The sequence below is a fragment of the Gudongella ferriphila genome, from assembly GCF_046224405.1.
In the GTDB taxonomy this organism is placed as follows: Bacteria; Bacillota; Clostridia; order Tissierellales; family Tissierellaceae; genus Gudongella.
Genome location: NZ_JBJXRK010000001.1, coordinates 107,466 through 126,825, shown reverse-complemented (window position 1 = coordinate 126,825; position 19,360 = coordinate 107,466). Strand labels below are relative to the sequence as shown.

Annotated in this window: 24 protein-coding genes; all 24 read left to right on the top strand. The window is 43.7% G+C overall.

Annotated elements, in window-relative coordinates; genetic code table 11:
• Positions 1-4: 4 nt before the first annotated feature.
• The 24 genes from metK to ACKVDP_RS00565 all read left to right on the top strand — a co-directional run bounded on the left by metK (position 5) and on the right by ACKVDP_RS00565 (position 19,358).
• A complete protein-coding gene (gene metK / locus ACKVDP_RS00680) occupies positions 5-1,171 on the top strand; it encodes a methionine adenosyltransferase (protein ID WP_023389186.1) in 1,167 nt (388 codons plus the stop codon).
• Positions 1,161-2,393, top strand: coding sequence for a site-specific DNA-methyltransferase (locus tag ACKVDP_RS00675; protein ID WP_023389185.1), 1,233 nt, complete (start codon positions 1,161-1,163; stop codon positions 2,391-2,393). Before metK ends, ACKVDP_RS00675 begins: the two co-directional genes overlap by 11 nt.
• An 82-nt stretch (positions 2,394-2,475) precedes the next feature.
• Positions 2,476-3,159, top strand: a complete 684-nt coding sequence (locus ACKVDP_RS00670; RefSeq protein WP_023389184.1) for a hypothetical protein — start codon at positions 2,476-2,478, stop codon at positions 3,157-3,159.
• Positions 3,143-3,385, top strand: a complete 243-nt coding sequence (locus ACKVDP_RS00665) for a DUF4314 domain-containing protein (RefSeq protein ID WP_023389183.1) — start codon at positions 3,143-3,145, stop codon at positions 3,383-3,385. Before ACKVDP_RS00670 ends, ACKVDP_RS00665 begins: the two co-directional genes overlap by 17 nt.
• Positions 3,386-3,387: 2 nt before the next feature.
• Positions 3,388-3,699 carry a hypothetical protein gene (locus ACKVDP_RS00660; protein WP_023389182.1) on the top strand — a complete coding sequence of 104 codons (312 nt, stop codon included), beginning with the start codon at positions 3,388-3,390 and terminating at the stop codon, positions 3,697-3,699.
• 104 nt (positions 3,700-3,803) lie between these two features.
• On the top strand, positions 3,804-4,160 hold the full coding sequence (locus ACKVDP_RS00655; RefSeq protein ID WP_023387160.1) for a DUF7698 family protein: 357 nt from the start codon (positions 3,804-3,806) through the stop codon (positions 4,158-4,160).
• A 14-nt stretch (positions 4,161-4,174) separates the two neighbouring features.
• Positions 4,175-4,399 (top strand): DUF7678 domain-containing protein, encoded by a 225-nt coding sequence (locus ACKVDP_RS00650; protein WP_023387159.1) that lies wholly within the window; start codon positions 4,175-4,177, stop codon positions 4,397-4,399.
• A gap of 175 nt (positions 4,400-4,574) precedes the next feature.
• Positions 4,575-6,110: a terminase large subunit gene (locus ACKVDP_RS00645; RefSeq protein ID WP_458306232.1), complete on the top strand. Its 1,536-nt coding sequence runs from the start codon at positions 4,575-4,577 to the stop codon at positions 6,108-6,110.
• Positions 6,111-6,240: 130 nt separating this feature from the next.
• The gene (locus ACKVDP_RS00640) at positions 6,241-6,543 is read left to right on the top strand and encodes a hypothetical protein (protein WP_169788236.1); all 303 of its coding nucleotides are present in this window, start codon (positions 6,241-6,243) and stop codon (positions 6,541-6,543) included.
• Positions 6,544-6,613: 70 nt separating this feature from the next.
• Positions 6,614-7,849, top strand: a complete 1,236-nt coding sequence (locus ACKVDP_RS00635; protein ID WP_409226870.1) for a phage portal protein — start codon at positions 6,614-6,616, stop codon at positions 7,847-7,849.
• A 120-nt stretch (positions 7,850-7,969) separates the two neighbouring features.
• Positions 7,970-9,202 carry a site-specific integrase gene (locus ACKVDP_RS00630; protein ID WP_409226869.1) on the top strand — a complete coding sequence of 411 codons (1,233 nt, stop codon included), beginning with the start codon at positions 7,970-7,972 and terminating at the stop codon, positions 9,200-9,202.
• Complete coding sequence (locus ACKVDP_RS00625) at positions 9,195-10,187, top strand: tyrosine-type recombinase/integrase (RefSeq protein WP_409226868.1); 993 nt, start codon at positions 9,195-9,197, stop codon at positions 10,185-10,187. The genes ACKVDP_RS00630 and ACKVDP_RS00625 overlap by 8 nt, the downstream gene beginning before the upstream one ends.
• On the top strand, positions 10,174-11,232 hold the full coding sequence (locus tag ACKVDP_RS00620; protein WP_409226867.1) for a tyrosine-type recombinase/integrase: 1,059 nt from the start codon (positions 10,174-10,176) through the stop codon (positions 11,230-11,232). The genes ACKVDP_RS00625 and ACKVDP_RS00620 overlap by 14 nt, the downstream gene beginning before the upstream one ends.
• A 152-nt stretch (positions 11,233-11,384) precedes the next feature.
• On the top strand, positions 11,385-12,083 hold the full coding sequence (locus tag ACKVDP_RS00615) for a head maturation protease, ClpP-related (protein ID WP_023387662.1): 699 nt from the start codon (positions 11,385-11,387) through the stop codon (positions 12,081-12,083).
• A 19-nt stretch (positions 12,084-12,102) separates the two neighbouring features.
• Positions 12,103-13,311 (top strand): phage major capsid protein, encoded by a 1,209-nt coding sequence (locus tag ACKVDP_RS00610; RefSeq protein WP_409226866.1) that lies wholly within the window; start codon positions 12,103-12,105, stop codon positions 13,309-13,311.
• Positions 13,312-13,323: 12 nt separating this feature from the next.
• Positions 13,324-13,536, top strand: coding sequence for a Head fiber protein (locus ACKVDP_RS00605; RefSeq protein ID WP_409226865.1), 213 nt, complete (start codon positions 13,324-13,326; stop codon positions 13,534-13,536).
• 18 nt (positions 13,537-13,554) lie between these two features.
• Entirely contained in the window at positions 13,555-13,863 is a 309-nt protein-coding gene (locus tag ACKVDP_RS00600) for a head-tail connector protein (protein ID WP_409226864.1), read from the top strand.
• A 2-nt stretch (positions 13,864-13,865) separates the two neighbouring features.
• Positions 13,866-14,198: a phage head closure protein gene (locus tag ACKVDP_RS00595; protein ID WP_409226863.1), complete on the top strand. Its 333-nt coding sequence runs from the start codon at positions 13,866-13,868 to the stop codon at positions 14,196-14,198.
• Positions 14,191-14,622, top strand: a complete 432-nt coding sequence (locus tag ACKVDP_RS00590; RefSeq protein ID WP_458306231.1) for an HK97-gp10 family putative phage morphogenesis protein — start codon at positions 14,191-14,193, stop codon at positions 14,620-14,622. Before ACKVDP_RS00595 ends, ACKVDP_RS00590 begins: the two co-directional genes overlap by 8 nt.
• Positions 14,619-14,963 carry a hypothetical protein gene (locus ACKVDP_RS00585; protein WP_409226862.1) on the top strand — a complete coding sequence of 115 codons (345 nt, stop codon included), beginning with the start codon at positions 14,619-14,621 and terminating at the stop codon, positions 14,961-14,963. Before ACKVDP_RS00590 ends, ACKVDP_RS00585 begins: the two co-directional genes overlap by 4 nt.
• Positions 14,964-15,845 (top strand): major tail protein, encoded by an 882-nt coding sequence (locus tag ACKVDP_RS00580; protein ID WP_458306230.1) that lies wholly within the window; start codon positions 14,964-14,966, stop codon positions 15,843-15,845.
• Between the two features lie 14 nt (positions 15,846-15,859).
• Positions 15,860-16,270 (top strand): hypothetical protein, encoded by a 411-nt coding sequence (locus tag ACKVDP_RS00575; RefSeq protein WP_409226861.1) that lies wholly within the window; start codon positions 15,860-15,862, stop codon positions 16,268-16,270.
• 258 nt (positions 16,271-16,528) lie between these two features.
• On the top strand, positions 16,529-17,014 hold the full coding sequence (locus ACKVDP_RS00570) for a Csac_0668 family 2Fe-2S cluster-binding (seleno)protein (RefSeq protein ID WP_409226860.1): 486 nt from the start codon (positions 16,529-16,531) through the stop codon (positions 17,012-17,014).
• Between the two features lie 73 nt (positions 17,015-17,087).
• Positions 17,088-19,358 carry a phage tail protein gene (locus ACKVDP_RS00565; RefSeq protein WP_409226859.1) on the top strand — a complete coding sequence of 757 codons (2,271 nt, stop codon included), beginning with the start codon at positions 17,088-17,090 and terminating at the stop codon, positions 19,356-19,358.
• The last annotated feature ends 2 nt before the right edge of the window (positions 19,359-19,360 follow it).

Sequence of the window (19,360 nt, the reverse complement as noted above, 5' to 3'; positions counted from 1 at the left end):
TGATATGAGTAAAAACTACAGAACCGCAGAAAGTGTTTGCAAGGGACATCCTGATAAGCTTTCTGATTTAATCGCTGACAGCATTCTGGATGCTTGCCTTCGCAGAGACAAAGCTTCACGTGTGGCCTGTGAGGTCATGGCTACCAAAGGTAAAATCATCGTGGCGGGCGAGATCACCTGCAGCGAAAAAATTAACATCCGCCTTATCGTAAAAAATGTACTTCGTGAGGTTGGATACAGTCCATGGAAATTTACAGTATTCGTGTTTGTACATCATCAAAGTGTAGATATTGCTGCTGGTGTAGATACAGCACTTGAAGCAAGAAATGGAATTAGTGATCCTTATGGTTCCATCGGTGCTGGTGATCAAGGCACTGTTTATGGCTATGCTACCAATGAAACTCGTGAGCTGCTGCCTCTGCCTTTACTTCTCTCTCATAGAATCGTAAAGCGTATTGATGAATGTCGCAAAGGAAAAATAATCAAGGGTATCCTGCCCGATGGCAAAGCACAAGTTACCGTTGAGTATGATGGGGATAAACCTATCCGCGTTAAGACTGTGGTAGTTTCTGTTCAGCACCATAAGGACAAAACTCAAAAGCAATTAGAATCAGATATCTTAAATAATGTGCTTTGGCAGTGCTTCGAGGATTTCCCCTTAGATGATGAAACCGAGATCCTCATCAATCCTTCTGGTAGGTTTGTTGAAGGTGGTCCTGCTGCTGATACCGGGCTGACTGGCAGAAAAATCATGGTAGATACCTATGGCGGTCTGGCTTCCCATGGTGGTGGTGCTCTTTGTGGAAAGGACCCAACAAAGGTTGATAGAAGTGGTGCATACATGGCCAGGTACATTGCTAAGAATATTGTTTGGAGCGGGCTTGCTGAAAAATGCGAGGTCGCTATTTCTTATGCCATCGGAAAAGCAAACCCTGTGGCAGTTAATGTGACATCCTTTGGTACGGGGAAAATCAGTGATGAAGATCTAGGTGAACTGGTAAAAGAGATCTTTAATCTTCGTCCTGCGGCCATCATTGAAAAGCTACGCCTAAGAAATGCGATCTACTCTGATACAGCAACCTACGGTCATTTTAACTCATCACTCTTCCCGTGGGAGAACGTGGATTTCAATCTAAACTTAAGAAGGGTGGCGGAAAGATATGAAGATTGAAAAACTGAAAACTAAGCTCTTACTTCCCGCTGACTATAACCCCCGTAAAGATTTAAAACCCGGGGATGCAGAATACGATAAACTAAAACGCTCCATTGAGCAGTTTGGTTATGTTGAACCGGTCATCTGGAACAAGACCACTGGCAGAGTTGTAGGCGGCCACCAGAGATTAAAAGTGCTCCTTGATTTAGGAATGACCGAAGTTGAGTGTGTGGTCATTGAAATGGATGAAGATAAAGAAAAGGCGCTAAACATTGCCCTTAATAAAATCAGCGGCGACTGGGATAAGGATAAGCTAGCCCTTCTTATCGCTGACCTGCAAGGTGCAGACTTTGATGTTTCCCTTACAGGTTTTGATCCCTCTGAATTGGATGACTTATTTAAGGATTCCTTGAAAGAAGGCATCCACGATGATGAGTTCGATGTGGATGCAGAGCTGGAAAAACCCGCCATGACAAAACTGGGTGACGTCTGGAAGCTTGGTCCCCATAGACTGGTTTGCGGTGATTCTACCAAGGCTGAAACCTTCACGCTTCTTATGGATGGAAAGCTGGCAAACCTGGTGGTGACAGATCCCCCTTACAATGTAAACTATGAAGGCTCCGCCGGTAAAATCAAAAACGACAACATGGGTGATTCTGCCTTCTATGAATTCCTATTGGCGGCTTTTACCAATACGGAAACCGTGATGACGCAGGACTCATCTATCTATGTTTTCCATGCAGATACGGAAGGGTTGAACTTTAGAAAGGCATTCTCTGAAGCTGGCTTCTATCTCTCCGGCACCTGCATCTGGAAAAAGCAATCGTTGGTCCTTGGTAGGTCTCCTTACCAGTGGCAGCATGAACCTGTGCTCTTTGGCTGGAAGAAAAAAGGCAAGCATAACTGGTACGCAGATCGAAAGCAAACGACCATCTGGGAATTTGAAAAACCTAAGAAGAATGGCTCTCATCCAACTATGAAGCCTGTGGCTCTTGTGGCCCATCCTATTCTTAATTCAAGTCTCAGCAACTGCATTGTCCTGGATCCCTTTGGCGGTTCTGGTAGCACCCTCATTGCTTGTGATCAGACCCAGCGGATTTGTCACACCATTGAGCTTGATGAAAAGTTTTGTGACGTCATAGTCGAAAGGTTCATTTCTGGAGCACAGACTTCAGATGATGTCTATCTCCTGCGTGATGGCAAAGAATACCGCTACAGTGACCTCCCTGAAAATAAATAACATAACTATCGAAAGATAGACTTGCTATTAACATCACTTAGAGTGATATATGTAGTAAGCCAAAAACAAGGAGGTCAATACCATGAAAATCAGTTACAACGTAACCGGTAACGAACGGAAGAAGCTGGTGAAGCTCATCAGCGAAATCACAGAGGTTCCCTTAAAATACCTGGGAGTTCCATCTTGTGCTTACCAGGTCGGACCCTACCAAATCGGAAAAGACGGAGAGCTAACCTTTGACAACGAATTGGATCAGGACAATATCAAGACGCTGATGAAAAAGCTACAAGATGCAGGGTTTGAAGCTGAGGTGGATGAACCAGCTCCTGCTGAAGATGAACTTGAGGAAACGGGACTCATCATCCAGATACCAAAAGACTCCCTTTCCAATGAAGATTTGGAAAAGCTAACAAAGTTGTTAGAAGCAAAAGGAAACCTCATCAAGAAAGCGCTGAATGTGGATGCCCTCCCCATTAAAACCGATGAAGAACGCGTTAGCTTCCCTTGGTTTTCAAAGCTGCCAAATCCAGATGCGATAAAAGCCTACTCCCAATTCATCACAAAGCTTTGTGAGATGGCGAAAACACAAAAGAGAATCACTGTGAAAGAAAAAGAAGTCGATAATGAAAAGTACGCATTCCGCTGCTTCCTCCTCCGCCTTGGATTTATTGGAGAAGAGTTCAAAACCCACAGAAAGATTCTCCTTCAAAACCTTTCAGGCAGCAGTGCTTTCAAAGGAGGTGCTCCTAATGAAACCGATCAGTAAAGAAAGACTGGCCCACCTACGCAAGCAGTACCCTGCTGGTGCCAGAGTCCAGCTCCTTAGCATGGATGATGTGCAAGCACCACCTGCGGGCACAACAGGCACCGTGTGGGGCGTTGATGACACAGGCTCCATCATGGTTCAGTGGGACAACGGCAGCAGCTTGAATGTGGTTTACGGCATTGATTCCTGTAAGGTAATCGATGAAAAGTCCAGGGAGGAGACATAGCAATGAAGGCATTATTTGGTCGAAAGTTCTATAACATCAAGGAACTACGAGAGGCAACTGAAGAAGCAAAGGAAGATGGCGTCATTGGTTCTGATTACACTGTGATTCGAGAAGTTGAACTCAGTGATTCAGAGTTTAAAAAGTTCACCAGTAATTTTCTAGAAGATCAGCCCTGGATCAAGAAGTCAGATGGCGGGACCAATGAAAAAGGTGAGCTTCGATGCATTAGGGTCATTAACAAAGACACCGGTGAAAAGATATTGTCTAATACGGAAGGTTATGAATTCTCGCGTTACACAGCGATTGAAGATTAAACTGAAAACCTGCTCTATTACTACAGAAATGACTTGCTATTATTCTCGTTTAGAGTGATATATGTAATACCAAAACAAAACCACACTAAATGGAGGATGAGAACATGAAAAAAATCAAGGCATTTGAAGAAGCCAAAGCAACCGGCGCAAACTTTAAGGAGTCTGGAATCAACAGCACCATGTACTGGGCTTACGAAAGAAGCAAGGAAGCAGGAAACGACACCATCGACTTTTCTGAGGTCATTTGGGATTACGACATCGAACCCATTGTTAACGCCTGCAGAGCCTATGGAATCGACCACATCACCATTTCAAGCACCTTCTCAGGGCTGATCGCAACCCTTGCCGAATTTGAAAAGCACGGTTGCAGGATGGAGGGACTTACCAAGGTTAAGACGAGCCACACCGACTGGCAGACCGGTGAAAAGCAAATTCTACCGGCGATTGTGATTAGGATTTAAGGAGGGCTTAGACCATGTGGAGAGAAGGCAAAATCGAAGTCGAAAACAGAACCATTCAGTACTGGATCAAAAGCTTTGACTTAGGCTCCCCTTACGGCATTGATGAGGGTAGAATATCAAAGCTGATGCTAAAGCGAGAAGGCCAGATCATAGCAAACTTTGATAGAGGCTGGGACATTGAACCCATCGACGGCAATGCGCAGGCTGCACTTGAAATATTGATGAAGGAATACAATTAACAACAAGATTAAAAGCACAATGGAACAGGGCTGTATTATAGCTCTTTTCCTCGTTACAGAAGACCTTATGGTCTATTTTTTATGTCTTTTTTAAAGGAGGTGTCCGCATATCCGAAAACTAAAGAAGTATAAACCAACCTCTTACATGGCGAAGGATTCCCATTACAGTAAGGAGATGGCGGACTATGCAGTAGGTTTTATTGAATGCCTCTCCCATACCAAAGGAACTTGGGCAGGAAAGCCCTTTGAACTTATAGATTGGCAAGAGCAAATCATCCGTGATTTATTTGGAACCATAAAACCAAATGGCTATCGCCAGTTTAATACAGCTTATGTAGAGATACCAAAGAAGATGGGGAAAAGTGAGCTCGCGGCGGCTGTTGCCCTGCTCCTAACCTGTGGAGACAATGAAGAACGTGCTGAGGTTTATGGCTGCGCTGCGGATCGTAACCAAGCCTCCATCGTTTTTAATGTGGCAGCAGATATGGTGCGAATGTGCCCTGCCTTGTCCAAACGGGTAAAGATTCTGGACTCACAGAAAAGACTGATCTATCAACCCACGGGAAGCATTTATCAAGTGCTTTCTGCAGATGTAGGAAACAAGCATGGCTTTAACACCCATGGCGTTGTCTTTGATGAGCTTCATACTCAACCGAATAGAAAGCTCTACGATGTTATGACCAAAGGTAGTGGTGATGCCAGAATGCAGCCCTTGTACTTTCTCATCACCACTGCAGGTGATAACCAGAACAGCATCTGCTGGGAGGTTCATCAGAAAGCTCTAGACATCATGGCAGGAAGAAAGAATGATCCTACATTCTACCCTGTCATTTATGGAGCAGCTCTTGAAGATGACTGGTCTGATCCAAAGGTATGGAAGAAAGCAAATCCATCCCTTGGCATAACTGTCAGCATGGATAAAGTAAAAATGGCCTACGAGTCTGCAAGACAAAATCCCGCTGAAGAAAACAGCTTCAGGCAGCTTCGACTCAATCAATGGGTGAAGCAGGCTATTCGTTGGATGCCTATGGATAAATGGGATGCCTGTGCTTTTCCGGTTAATCCAGAAGCCCTTAAAGGCCGCGTCTGCTATGGCGGACTGGACCTTTCCTCTTCCACTGACATTACGGCCTTTGTACTTGTATTTCCTCCACAGGATGAAGATGACAAATATGTGGTTCTGCCATACTTCTGGATACCAGAAGACAGTATTGATCTTAGGGTTAGACGGGATCACGTGAATTATGATGTGTGGGAGAAACAAGGCGTTCTTCTAACTACCGAAGGCAATGTTGTCCACTACGGTTTTATCGAGACTTTCATCGAGGAGCTTGGAATGAAGTATAACATCCGGGAGATTGCTTTTGACCGCTGGGGCGCAGTTCAAATGACGCAGAACTTAGAAAATTTAGGCTTCACAGTCGTTCCTTTTGGACAGGGCTTCAAAGATATGTCTCCTCCAACAAAGGAATTGATGAAGCTGACGTTGGAAGAAAAGATAGCCCACGGTGGCCATCCTGTACTTCGTTGGATGATGGATAATATCTTCATTAGAACTGATCCTGCTGGAAATATCAAAGCAGATAAAGAGAAATCCACCGAGAAGATTGACGGTGCTGTTGCCACAATCATGGCTCTTGACCGTGCAATCCGCTGTGGTGGAGAAACTGGTAATTCTGTTTATGATGATAGAGGGTTATTAGTTTTCTAAGAATAGTTTTGCATAACACCCATACGCAATGCATCATCCTCAACCCCATCATGCAATCAGTTTTCATCAATTTTCAATTGTCAAATACATCCACGTATATTTAGGGTAAAATACTATTGAGGTGATGAAAATGCGTGATGATGCTTATAGAAATTGGCTACAGGGCAAAATTTCAAGTCGTCCTATATCTGATAGTATTAGCCGTTGTCGAAGGATTGAAGAAAGTTTAAGACTAGACCTAGATGAAGAATTTGCAAAAGATGGTGGCCGAAGCCTTGTGAACTTGCTAGAATATTCTTCTGAAGATGAGAGCCTTAATCGTCCAGCACCTGATGGTATTAGTTTTTCTCCAGGTTCAAATATTAAAAACGGAATGTCATCATTACGTTCCGCTGTTAAAAAGTATTTTGAGTTTTGCAGATCATCTAGATAACAATGCACAAATTTATGAGCATCTCAGTAGAGGTGCTTTTTTCATGCCCATTTTAAGGAGAGTGATGTCCATGGGAATATTGCAAGGGATATTTAAGGCCCGAGACAAGCCTAAAAATGCTCTTGGCGGCAGCCCTTACAGCTTCTTTTTTGGAAGCACCAGCGCTGGAAAACCGGTCAATGAACAAACCGCTATGCAAATGACCGCAGTGTACAGCTGCGTGAGAATCTTATCCGAGACGTTGGCCGGACTACCCCTTCATGTCTACAAATACAATGATTCCGGTGGAAAGGAAAAGAACCTCAAGCACCCGTTATACAAGCTGCTTCATGACGAACCAAACCCAGAGATGACTTCTTTTGCCTTTAGAGAGACGCTGATGAGTCATCTTTTATTATGGGGAAATGCCTATGCACAGATTATTCGGAATGCACGAGGTGAAGTGATCTCCCTCTACCCATTAATGCCAAACAAAATGTCAGTCGATCGCGATTCAAGTGGTCGGCTTTTCTATTTGTATCAACGTGGTAGCGAAGATGCTCCTACTCTTGGTAGAGAGAATCAGGTCTACCTTTCACCCTCTGATGTCCTTCATATCCCCGGACTTGGATTTGATGGGTTGGTAGGCTATTCACCTATTGCCATGGCGAAAAATGCTGTGGGCCTTGCCATTGCTACAGAAGAATATGGAGCTAAGTTTTTTGCGAATGGAGCTTCACCCGGCGGTGTCTTAGAGCACCCCGGCACCATAAAAGACCCTGCAAGGATCAAAGAATCCTGGAATGCAGCCTACCAAGGGAGTGGAAACTCTCACCGAGTGGCTGTCCTTGAAGAAGGTATGAAGTACCAGCCTATCGGCATTTCTCCTGAGCAAGCACAATTCCTTGAAACTAGAAAGTTTCAGATCAATGAGATCGCTCGTATCTTTAGAGTGCCCCCTCATATGCTTGCTGACCTTGAGAAGTCATCCTTTAGTAACATCGAGCAGCAATCACTGGAGTTTGTAAAATACACCCTCGACCCTTGGGTGGTCCGCTGGGAACAGTCCATGTGCAGAGCTCTACTCATGGAAAGTGAAAAACCTAATGTATTTATCAAGTTCAATGTGGATGGACTTCTTCGTGGTGATTATGTAAGTCGAATGAGTGGTTATGCAACGGCACGTCAAAACGGTTGGATGAGTGCCAATGATATCAGAGAGCTTGAAAATCTGGATAGAATTCCAGAGTCATTAGGTGGCGACCTCTACCTCATCAACGGCGCCATGACTAAATTACAGGACGCAGGCGCGTTTTATGTTGAGTAAGTGATTATGTTGAGTTCTCATAAACGAACTTACAAAACATCGATTTTTAGCGCATAAATTATCAATAGTTATAAAGTTACTCAACATTATTTTTTATAATGTTCATGGAGGTGATTCTTTATGAACAGCAATGTTGAGTTTCTAGAACTCATGCAAATGGCAAGGAACCACATGGAGGAAAATAACTATTCCTACACATCCGTAACTTGCTATATGCGAACTTGGCGCAGCGTGTATAATTTTGGCCTTAGTAGAGGCATTACACAATACAGCGCCGAACTAGCCGAGCAATATATGCTCGAAAAATATCACATGGCTATTGGGGAAAATGAAGTTGACGGAACTGCTTTATCCCCGTATATGACCCAAAAGGTCCGTGCTCTCAGAGCCCTAACAGATTTCAAACTGCATGGCTTTGTTCCCAAAATCACACGCGGCGAAGTAATAAAATGGCCGGACGAGTATAAGGATATTTGCACCCAATTTTTAGAAGAACGCAAATCCTTAGGTTATGCTGACCTGACCTGTAGGAAGCATGAACTGAATCTGTATCATTTCGCCTGTTTCCTGCATACACGAGATGTATCTCCAGATAAAATAGAAGCAGTTCATTTGTATGAATACTTCAAGACACTAGCCCATTATTCAAAAGCACATTTGGTGAATATCCGGGGAACGCTTGTTCACAGCCTTCAATTTTTCCTGAAGCAGGGGGTAATATCGCAAACCCTCTCAGAGCATGTGCCCCGAATTCACTATTATGCAAAAGCAAAAATTAACAAAGTTTGGAGCGGGGAAGAAATCGAACAGATGCTCAATTCTATTGATCGTGCAAATCCCACCGGAAAACGTGATTATGCAATCATGGCAATAGCAGCAAATCTTGGGTTGCGTACAGGAGATATCCTTGGGATGACCATTGAGAACTTAGACTGGAACCGCGGCTGCATCAATTTAACACAACAAAAAACGGGTGAACCATTGACCCTTCCTTTGTCAGAGCAAATAGGGAAAGCCATCATTGATTATTGGATGAATGGCAGGCCTAATACTGTTGCCAAAGAAATTTTTGTAGGACATACGCTTCCATACCAAAAGTTGACCCCTGGAATGGTATACCACATGTTTAACAAGTACTACGAAAGCAGTGGAGTCCAGGTTACAGATAGCAGAAAGCACGGACTACACTCTTTCCGTCATAGCCTTGCCAGCAGGCTGCTTGAAAAGGATACACCTGTAAATGTGATAGGCAATATCTTAGGCCATGTCAATTCGGATTCAGCTTCGACTTACATCCAGGTTGATATTGAAAAACTTCGCCAATGCTCACTGGAGGTACCGGATTATGAATAATGAAAATAAATTAAAACCGATACCTGTAACTAAATTAGGTCCGCTCTGCGAGGATTTTTTGAGATTTAAGCGGGCAACAGGTCTCAAGTACACATCAGAAGAGAAATCATTTCGTTATTTCATCCGCTACTGTAATGCGAAGTATCCAGAGGCTAACCTTCCCGAAGATGCTATTTTTAATTGGATTAACGAATCTGACAACAGGAGCCTGAAAACGAAATCCAATTATTCAGCAACCATGGCGATATGGGCAGAATACATGTTTTCGCTTGGGTATATCCAGATGCGCCTTCCTGACATCAGGCACTCAAGGAATACTGCCTTTGTCCCGCATGTTTTTACTGCCAATGAGTTAAATGCTATATGGAGCATAGTCGATAACTTCGAGCAATCCAAGGTTTATCCAAATCTTCATAGATGCATTCCGGTGCTATTTCGCCTGTTGTATAGCTGCGGCCTCAGAATTTCAGAGGCTTTAGCCATTACCGCTAACGATATAAATTTTGATACAAATATCATTACACTGAAACACACAAAACTTGACAAAGAACGTCTAATTCCAATGTGTGGCTCTCTTGCAAAAGTCATGAAAAAATACGTTGACGGGCAGTCAGATGATGTAGGACCAGATTCACCTATTTTTTATTACCGGTCAGGACAGGTGCTTACTCAGGGCTCCATTTATAAACGGTTCAGGCTGATTTTGCAGAAAAGCGGAATTCCTTATGAGGGAAAACTACGCGGGCCAAGGATACACGATTTCAGGCATACATTTGCTGTCGTAACAATGAACCGTCTCTGTGATGAGGGCAAAGACCTTTATGTTGCACTTCCTATCCTTGCAGCATACCTTGGGCATTCAGGTGTCAAATCAACTGAGCGGTATATCCGATTGACGGAAGACCGGCTGTCAACAGTAACTGACAGTATGCAATTCCACCTTCCAGAAATTTTTCCGGAGGTGAAAGAAAATGAAGAATTCTAATGCAGAAACCTTTGGATTCTATCTGAATAAATACCTTACTATATATCTGCCGGGCCAGCGCGGGCTTTCAACAAACAGCATCCTTTCATACCGGGATACATTTTCGCTACTTATCATATTTATGAAATCAGAAAAACAGATAATGCCCGAAAGGCTTCCAATGTCATTTTTAACAAAAGATATTCTCATGGAATTCGCTGAATGGCTTGAAACGACACGTGGATGCAGCCTTTCTTCACGTAATCAGCGGTTTGTTGTTCTAAGAAGTTTCTGCAGATGGCTTTCAATTGAAAATCCTGAATTCCTGAAACTTTCAGAGGATGTATATGCAGTTAAACTCAAGAAAACACCAAAGCCTTCCATGTCATATCTGTCTGCTGATGCAATGGGCTGTTTGCTTTCCCAACCAGATTCAGCTACCAGTGACGGCCTCCGGGACCTGACATTGCTGGCATTCACCTACGATACAGGTGCCAGGGTCAGCGAAATAACTGACCTTAAATTTAAGGACATACGTTTTGAAGCCCCACCTATCGTAAAAATCACGGGGAAGGGCAATAAAACCAGAATTGTTCCACTTCTTCCACAGACAGTGAAATATCTCACTGAATATATGAAGCGATCGAGTATAAATCTTATGGATGCCCAGGAACAGCATGTGTTCAGAAACCGTTCAGGAGGTAAACTCTCCCGTTACGGTATCAAATATATCCTGGACAAATACGTGAAATCAGGTAAAGAAAGCAATCCACTACTCTTTACTGAAAAAATTTCACCACACACTTTAAGGCATAGCAAAGCCATGCATATGCTGCAGGCTGGAAATAATATTGTATACATCCGTGATATTCTGGGGCACTCTGACCTCAATACCACTGAGCGGTATGCAAGAGCAGATACAGCAATGAAAAGAGATGCTTTGTCCAAAGTTGAAATTCCTATGCCGGAGCCAGCTGATCCAATGCCTCGGTCAACATTAGATTTTGCTGAGCACAAAGTTGAAGATGATATGGCTAACTGGCTTAAGAACTTCAGTAAAAAATAATGTTGAGTAATTGAATAATAAGAAGCTTGAAAAGTGCTGATTTATGTCAGTGCTTTTCTTTTTCTCAACATAATCACTTACTCAACATAAAACGCGTTATGTGTAGCTACACATAATGCGTTCGCAAATATCAAAGAAACGGAGGAACCTTAATGAAGAAGTTTTGGAACTGGGCACGAGATGAAAACACTGGTGTCCGAACACTTTATCTAGACGGCGTTATTGCCGAAGATTCATGGTTTGATGATGACGTCACCCCTAAGGCATTTAAAGCAGAGCTTACTGCCGGTGAGGGTGACATTGTTATATGGCTTAACTCACCAGGAGGTGATTGCATTGCTGCAAGTCAGATTTATGCCATGCTGATGGATTACAAAGGCACTGTTACTGTAAAGATTGATGGCATTGCCGCTTCAGCAGCCTCAGTCATCGCCATGGCAGGGACAACGGTGCTCATGGCACCAACAGCCCTTATGATGGTGCATAACCCTCTCACAGTAGCCATTGGAGACAGCGAGGAAATGAAAAAAGCCATCGCCATGCTATCTGAAGTGAAGGAGAGCATCATCAATGCCTATGAAATTAAAACGGGTCAGTCTAGAACTAAGCTCTCTCATCTTATGGATGCAGAGACCTGGCTTAATGCGAAAAAGGCCATCGAGCTTAGCTTTGCTGATGGCATCTTGGAGGATGAGAAGAAAAGAAATCAGACCGAGGACTTTACCTATGCCTTTAGCCGTAGAGCTGTTACCAACTCTCTGCTGGATAAGGTAAAACCCAAACTACCAAAAGAGAATACTGGCACCCCTGTTGAGTCGCTGGAAAAGCGACTTTCTTTGATTCAACACTAAATTTTAGGAGGAAAACACTATGAATAAAATTCTTGAACTGCGTGAAAAAAGAGCAAAATCCTGGGAAGCTGCGAAAGCATTCCTGGACACCAAAAGAGGTACCGATGGCATCGTATCTGCTGAAGACACTGCAACCTATGAAAAAATGGAGGCAGATGTCGTTGACCTTGGTAAGGAAATTGACCGTCTTGAAAAGCAAGAGGCTCTGGATCGTGAGCTCTCAAAGCCACTTAACACACCCCTTACCGGGAAACCTATCTTCCAAGGCATTGAATCCAAAGGTGGCAGAGCTTCTGCCGAATACCAGAAAGCCTTCTGGAACGCCATGCGTACCCGTTCAGGCGAGGGACTTGATCCAGTGATTAAGAACGCACTGCAGATTGGAACCGACACGGAAGGTGGCTATCTTGTACCAGATGAGTTCGAGCGTACTCTTATTGAAGCCCTAGATGAAGAGAATATCTTCAGAAAGCTGGCCAACGTCATCTCCACTTCTTCTGGCGATCGTAAGATTCCAGTGGTAGCATCCAAAGGAACTGCTTCTTGGATTGATGAAGAAGGGGCCATTCCTGAGAGCGATGATAGCTTTGGTCAGGTATCCATTGGGGCTTACAAGCTAGGTACCATGATCAAGGTGTCTGAAGAGCTTCTAAATGACAGCGTGTTTAATCTTGAAAACTATATTGCCAGGGAGTTTGCAAGACGTATCGGTAACAAGGAAGAAGACGCTTTCTTTACTGGAGATGGTTCTGGTAAACCTACGGGTATCCTTGCTGCCACTGGTGGAGCACAAATCGGTGTAACTGCTGCTAGTGCCACAGCCATTACTATTGATGAAATTTTAGACCTGTTCTACTCTCTTAAATCGCCTTACAGAAACAAGTCCGTGTTCGTTATGAACGATGCTACCATTAAGGCCATTAGAAAGCTAAAAGATGGTCAGGGTCAGTATATCTGGCAGCCTTCTCTTCAGGCGGGAACACCAGATACTATTTTGAATAGACCTGTCTACACTTCATCTTACGTGCCTACCATCGCTGCATCTGCAAAGTCCATCATCTTCGGTGACTTTGGTTATTACTGGGTAGCGGATCGTCAAGGCAGAGTCTTCAAGAGACTCAATGAGCTCTATGCAGCCACTGGCCAGGTTGGCTTCGTTGCCACTCAACGTGTCGATGGAAAGCTTATTCTGCCTGAAGCCATCAAAGTGCTTCAGCAGAAAGCGTAATGGAGGTGCACTATGAGTTATAACACAAAGAACTATACAGAACAGGGCGGTGAGAAAACCGTCATTGGTGGAACTCTTGAAATCAAGGATGGGGCGGTCGTTACTGGCCTCCCCGTTCTCGATAACCAAGCTGCAAGCACTGCTGCTACAGTAGAAGATTTGGTGACGGATTTTAATGCCCTCCTCACCAAACTTAAAACTGTAGGGCTTATGATTTCAGATTAATGAAAGGATGGTGGCGGTATGACACTACTGGAAAAAGTAAAAGCGAACCTGATTCTTGATCACTCTGCTGATGATGAACTCCTTGAGATGTACATCACCGCCGCCACGCGGTATGCAGAAAGCTATCAGCATCTTCCTGAAAACCATTATGTCGAAATAGCTATGCCAGCCACCACAGAACAAGCCATCATTATGCTGTCGTCCCACTTTTATGAATCCAGGGACGGCAGCACCGGTGGTTTCTTTTCAGATAATGTTCAGGCTGGGCAGCAGGTATGGAACACAGTCAATCTTCTGCTGAGACTTGATCGGGATTGGAAGGTGTAGTTATGAGCTTTGGGAAAATGAATACCTTTATCGATATTGTAGAAAGCGTCACCATTAAAGATCCTGAAGGGTTTAAAACTGAAGTTGATAACATCGTAGCTTCTGTCAGGGCTTACCGTGAAGGTCGCCATGGCAATGAGAAATGGGCAAATAGAGCTTCATTCTCCGAAGCCACTGATCTCTTTCGATTTCGTCATATCCCTGAGTTAACTGTAACGACATCCATGGTGCTCATTCATAGTGATAAGAGATTTGAAATCACATCCGTTGAAGATGTGAAAGGCCGTGGGATGTATCTTGAAGTTCTAGCTAAGGAGGTGGTTCCAAGTGGCTAAGGCAACAATGCGTATGCCAGATGATTTTCTGATGAAGCTCTCAAAACTTGGTGATAAAACAGATGACATTATCTCCAATGTTTTAGAGGCCGGTGGTGAGGTTGTTCTTGATAAAGTCAAAGCCAACCTGAAAGGTGTTATCGGTAATGAAACAAAGGAAAAAAGCCGTTCTACAGGAGAGCTGGTCTCTTCCCTTGGCCTCTCCCCAACAAAGCTAGATAAGAACGGAAACTTCAATATCAAGGTCGGTTTCAATGAACCTCGTGGTGATGGGGATTCCAATGCCAAGATCGCAAATATCTTAGAATATGGTAAATCAGGTCAGCCACCAAAGCCTTTTTTAAAGCCAGCAAAGTCCGCATCTCGGAAGGCCTGCATTGAAACCATGAAATCAGAACTGGATAAGGAGATTGAAAAGTTATGAGCTTACTTGCAGATTTAAACCTCATACTCGCTCCCTTTGATATCCCTGTGGAGACCGGTGTGTTTTCAGATGTGCCTCCTGATGAATATCTGGTCATCACCCCCATGTCAGATAGGCTGGATCTCTTCGCGGACAATGAGGCATACATGATTGTTTCAGAGGCTAGGCTTTCCCTTTTTACAAAGAAGAATTACATGAAACGTAAAAAGGAACTGACGAAAGCCCTGCAATCTGGAGGGATCACCATCACAGACAGACAGTATGTAGGTTATGAACATGATACTAAATTTCATCATTACGCCATTGACGTAATGAAAGAATATGAAACGGAGGAAGAATAAATGGCAACGATCGGATTGGACTCTCTATATTATGCCAAGATCACAGAAGATCAAAACGGCATCGAAACCTATGGAACCCCTAAAGTACTGGCTAAAGCCATGACTGCAGAGCTGAGCATTGAGCTCATTGAAGCCATTCTCTATGCAGATGACGGTGCCAGCGAGGTAGTAAAAGAATTTAAGAGTGGTGCCCTGACACTCGGCATTGATGATGTGGGATCATTGGTAGCACAGGATTTGACAGGATGTAAAATCGACAGCAATAACGTCGTCGTTTCAAGAAGTGAAGATGGTGGGTCGCCGGTGGCTATTGGGTTTCGTGCCAAGAAGGCCAATGGAAAATATCGCTACTTTTGGCTTTACAGGGTTATTTTCAGCGTTCCCGCTACAAGCCTTGCTACCAAAGGTGACTCTATCACATTCAGCAGTCCCACCATAGAAGGAACGGTATTCAGACGAAATAAACTGGATGGAGAAAACAAGCATCCTTGGAAAGCGGAAGTCACTGAAGGAGATAATGGGGTCGCAACATCAACAATTACAAGCTGGTTTACTTCGGTTTATGAACCAGACTTTACACCAGTGACGCCAACCATTACCATCACAACACAACCTGCTACATTGACAGAGGTTACTGAAGGATCTGTTTCTGGAAGCATTTCTGTTGTGGCAAGCTCCAACACCTCAAACCCTGTAATCTATCAGTGGTATGAAAATACCATCGATAGCACCACTGGCGGTACTATTATCAACGGTGAAACTTCTGCGAGCTTTGATATTCCAACGGACCTCTTGGCAGATACCTATTACTACTACTGCGTCTTAAGTTCTAGTGGTGCAGAAAACGTAACGACCACAGTGGCTACTGTTGTTGTTTCTTAATGGGAGGGTTGATCATGGCAGATGAAAAATTAAAGGTTGATGAGGCCGCAGAAGAACGAAGCACCACCATAGATATTGGGGGCACAGGGTTTAAGATGATTCTTACAACCAAAGCTACAAAGGAAATTGCCAAGCGCTATGGTGGTCTTGAGAATTTAGGCGATAAGCTTATGAAAACTGAGAACTTTGAACTCGCACTCGAGGAGGTTGTGTGGCTCATCACCCTTCTGGCAAACCAATCCATCCTGATCCACAATATTAGGAACAAGGACGATAAAAAAGAACTGCTCACAGAAGATGAAGTGGAGCTTCTTACCACTCCCTTTGACCTGGCTAACTACAAGAATGCCATCATGGCCAGTATGATGAAAGGCACGAAAAGAAATGTGGAGAGTGAAGACTCAAAAAACGAGGTGGTCGGGTAAGTGATGAACAAGTCTTTACCCGACTTATCTACTTTGGAACAGTCCATTTAAGGCGTTTAGAAGATGAAGTATGGCTCATGCCCATTGGCTATTTAATGGACCTTTTGGAGTGTCATAAGCAATTTACCGGAATATCGAAACCGAAACAAGAGCGCTACATCGATGAAATAATACCGGAATTTCTGTAAATTTCTCCTATTATGATTTGTAACAGTCATATATAATATTGTAAAAGACGCAGATGAATGGAGGAATACAATGTCAGAAAATAAAGGATGCAGTTGTTGCGGCAATATTGTAGATTTGTCCATGACTAGTAAAGATATAAATAAGTGCCCTATTTGCAAACAAGAGGGCAAGAAAGTAAAAAATACTACGGTGAGGCATTTAGTCAAAGAAGAGTATGAATTATCTGTTGGTTCGGCCAATTATTATATCTGTATGAATGAAAACTGCGATACTGTTTACTACAGTGAAAACAATGAAGTCGTGTTTTGCAAGGAGCAGATCAAGGTACCCATATGGTTTAAAAAAGACGCAGAGCCTCAATATGCTTGTTACTGCAGTGAAGTTACAATCGATCAGGTTAAAGAAGCCGTAAGATCAAAAGGCGCAAGGAAAATGAAAGATGTATTAGCGATCACTGGCGCCATGAGAAACTCAAACTGTGAAATAAAAAACCCACTGGGTGTATGCTGCCATGAGGCGATTCAACAAGCTATAGATGAAGCATTTGCAGAATAATTAAATCAATAAATACTTTTACAAGGCACTCAATTACGGGTGTCTTTTTTCATGCCCCAAAGGAGGTGAAACCATGTCGGACTTCGGCCTAAAAATAGGTGTTGAGGGTGAGAAAGAATTCAAGAGCTCTCTTCGAGATATCAATCAAACATTTAAGGTGCTGGGTTCTGAAATGAATCTGGTCACTTCACAGTTTGATAAGCAAGATAAATCCATTAAGGCCATCACAGCAAGAAATGAAGTTTTAAATAAAGAGATCGATGCTCAAAAAAACAAAGTATCCACCCTTGAAGCTGCTCTGAAAAATGCTGCTGAGTCCTTTGGGGAAAATGACAAGCGAACAAAAGCCTGGCAGATTCAGCTAAACAATGCCAATGCAGATCTGAACAAAATGGAAAAAGAGCTGGATGACAACAACAAGGCTCTTGATGCAGCCAGTGATGGGTTTGATGATGCAGGTAAAGAAGCGGACAAGTTTGGGGATGAAATCAAAGACTCTGCAAAAGTAGCAGATGATTCCGGTGGTAAGTTTGAAAAGCTCGGTTCAGTTATGAAAGGTGTGGCTGCCGGGATAGGCGTTGCCATGGCAGCTATTGGAACTGCAGCGGTAACAGCGGGTAAAAAGCTCTATGATATGGCTAATGATGCTGCCGCCGCAGGGGATGAGATCGATAAGGCCAGCCAAAGGATTGGTCTTTCCAGGCAAGGTTATCAAGAGTGGGACTATGTACTTTCCCAAAACGGTGCCAGCATTTCATCCTTAGAAAACGGAATGAAGAAACTTAACAACACCGTAGACGATGCCATCAATGGTAGTTCCTCAGCCACAGAAAAGTTTCAGCGACTAGGGATTTCCATGGCGGACCTTGAGGGCAAATCCAGAGAAGAAGTCTTTGAGATGACCATTAAAGGTCTTCAAGGCATCTCTGATGAAGGTGAAAAAGCGGCCATTGCCAATGATTTACTTGGAACGTCCTCAGTTGAGCTAGGGGCACTTCTAAACCAGACCGCTGAAAGCACCGATGCCCTAAAGAACAAAGCCAGCGAGCTAGGGCTAGTCATGAGTGATGAATCTGTAGATGCTGCGGTGAACTACACAGATGCCATGGACAATCTCACCCGCTCCTTTGCCGGGGTGAAAAACAATATCACTTCACAGCTCCTCCCTGGCTTTACCATGATTTTAGATGGTTTGACGGGCCTCATCACTGGACAAGAAGGTGCTGCTGAGCAGCTTAAGGAAGGTGCAAGGCAGACGGTTGAACAGATTGCTGTCATCCTTCCTCAAATTCTAGATGTGGTTACTGGACTTATTGCAGCTATTGCAGAAGTAGCACCTGATTTGATTCTCGCTCTTGTCAGTGGGATTTTAGACAATCTTCCTACTCTTATTGAAGCGGCAACGAATATCATCATGACTATTGTAGGTGGCCTCATCGAAGCCTTACCTCAAATTACAAATGGTGCTTTGCAGCTTGTTCTAACATTGGTGGATGGGATTATTACCAATCTTCCTGCCCTGGTGGAAGCGGCGCTAGTGATGATTGTGACCCTTGCAACGGGCCTTGGAGATGCGCTACCAGAACTTATCCCTTCCATCGTAGAAGCAGTGATTCTAATCGCTACCACCTTAATCAATAATTTGGATTTGGTGCTAGATGCAGCATTTCAGATTATCAGCGGCTTGGCTATGGGACTTTTAAACTCTCTACCAACTCTGATTCAATCACTGCCTCAGATTATTAACAGCATCATTACCTTCATCACCAGTAATCTACCAAAACTCATTGAAATGGGAGTTCAGCTGACCATTCAGCTTGGTATGGGCTTGATTAGAGCTATCCCTCAGATCGTGGCTCAACTGCCTCAGATCATCATGTCTATCGTCACCGGACTTGCCCGTGGGATCCCATCAATTTTAGAAGTGGGAAGAAATATCGCCAGAGGTTTATGGGACGGTATCGCATCGATGATTGGTTGGCTAGGAGAAAAAGTGAAAAATATGGTCAACGGCATTGTTGGTGGCGTTAAGAAGGTTCTTGGTATTAGATCACCCTCAAAAGTGTTTGCTGGTATTGGTTCCAACATGGGCGAAGGTATTGGAGAGGGCTTCGAAAAAGCCATGGGCGATGTTGAAAAAGATATGCAAAACGCTATACCTACAGACTTTGATTTGGACTTAAACTCGGAGGTCACAGGAAGCCTTGGTGGCTCTGACGGAGCAGTCTTTGATGTAACTATCCCTCTCACCATTGACGGTAACATTCTAACAAGAGTTATTGCCCAGCTTCAGTGGAACCAAAATACCGTCACAGTTAGAAACCTTGGTGTGGCAGGAAGTTAATA

Bases quoted from the DNA above. Each gene is read 5' to 3' on its own strand.
- metK (WP_023389186.1), top strand. From the start codon at position 5: ATGAGTAAAAACTACAGAACCGCAGAAAGTGTTTGCAAGGGACATCCT.
- ACKVDP_RS00675 (WP_023389185.1), top strand. From the start codon at position 1,161: ATGAAGATTGAAAAACTGAAAACTAAGCTCTTACTTCCCGCTGACTAT.
- ACKVDP_RS00670 (WP_023389184.1), top strand. From the start codon at position 2,476: ATGAAAATCAGTTACAACGTAACCGGTAACGAACGGAAGAAGCTGGTG.
- ACKVDP_RS00665 (WP_023389183.1), top strand. From the start codon at position 3,143: ATGAAACCGATCAGTAAAGAAAGACTGGCCCACCTACGCAAGCAGTAC.
- ACKVDP_RS00660 (WP_023389182.1), top strand. From the start codon at position 3,388: ATGAAGGCATTATTTGGTCGAAAGTTCTATAACATCAAGGAACTACGA.
- ACKVDP_RS00655 (WP_023387160.1), top strand. From the start codon at position 3,804: ATGAAAAAAATCAAGGCATTTGAAGAAGCCAAAGCAACCGGCGCAAAC.
- ACKVDP_RS00650 (WP_023387159.1), top strand. From the start codon at position 4,175: ATGTGGAGAGAAGGCAAAATCGAAGTCGAAAACAGAACCATTCAGTAC.
- ACKVDP_RS00645 (WP_458306232.1), top strand. From the start codon at position 4,575: ATGGCGGACTATGCAGTAGGTTTTATTGAATGCCTCTCCCATACCAAA.
- ACKVDP_RS00640 (WP_169788236.1), top strand. From the start codon at position 6,241: ATGCGTGATGATGCTTATAGAAATTGGCTACAGGGCAAAATTTCAAGT.
- ACKVDP_RS00635 (WP_409226870.1), top strand. From the start codon at position 6,614: ATGGGAATATTGCAAGGGATATTTAAGGCCCGAGACAAGCCTAAAAAT.
- ACKVDP_RS00630 (WP_409226869.1), top strand. From the start codon at position 7,970: ATGAACAGCAATGTTGAGTTTCTAGAACTCATGCAAATGGCAAGGAAC.
- ACKVDP_RS00625 (WP_409226868.1), top strand. From the start codon at position 9,195: ATGAATAATGAAAATAAATTAAAACCGATACCTGTAACTAAATTAGGT.
- ACKVDP_RS00620 (WP_409226867.1), top strand. From the start codon at position 10,174: ATGAAGAATTCTAATGCAGAAACCTTTGGATTCTATCTGAATAAATAC.
- ACKVDP_RS00615 (WP_023387662.1), top strand. From the start codon at position 11,385: ATGAAGAAGTTTTGGAACTGGGCACGAGATGAAAACACTGGTGTCCGA.
- ACKVDP_RS00610 (WP_409226866.1), top strand. From the start codon at position 12,103: ATGAATAAAATTCTTGAACTGCGTGAAAAAAGAGCAAAATCCTGGGAA.
- ACKVDP_RS00605 (WP_409226865.1), top strand. From the start codon at position 13,324: ATGAGTTATAACACAAAGAACTATACAGAACAGGGCGGTGAGAAAACC.
- ACKVDP_RS00600 (WP_409226864.1), top strand. From the start codon at position 13,555: ATGACACTACTGGAAAAAGTAAAAGCGAACCTGATTCTTGATCACTCT.
- ACKVDP_RS00595 (WP_409226863.1), top strand. From the start codon at position 13,866: ATGAGCTTTGGGAAAATGAATACCTTTATCGATATTGTAGAAAGCGTC.
- ACKVDP_RS00585 (WP_409226862.1), top strand. From the start codon at position 14,619: ATGAGCTTACTTGCAGATTTAAACCTCATACTCGCTCCCTTTGATATC.
- ACKVDP_RS00580 (WP_458306230.1), top strand. From the start codon at position 14,964: ATGGCAACGATCGGATTGGACTCTCTATATTATGCCAAGATCACAGAA.
- ACKVDP_RS00575 (WP_409226861.1), top strand. From the start codon at position 15,860: ATGGCAGATGAAAAATTAAAGGTTGATGAGGCCGCAGAAGAACGAAGC.
- ACKVDP_RS00570 (WP_409226860.1), top strand. From the start codon at position 16,529: ATGTCAGAAAATAAAGGATGCAGTTGTTGCGGCAATATTGTAGATTTG.
- ACKVDP_RS00565 (WP_409226859.1), top strand. From the start codon at position 17,088: ATGTCGGACTTCGGCCTAAAAATAGGTGTTGAGGGTGAGAAAGAATTC.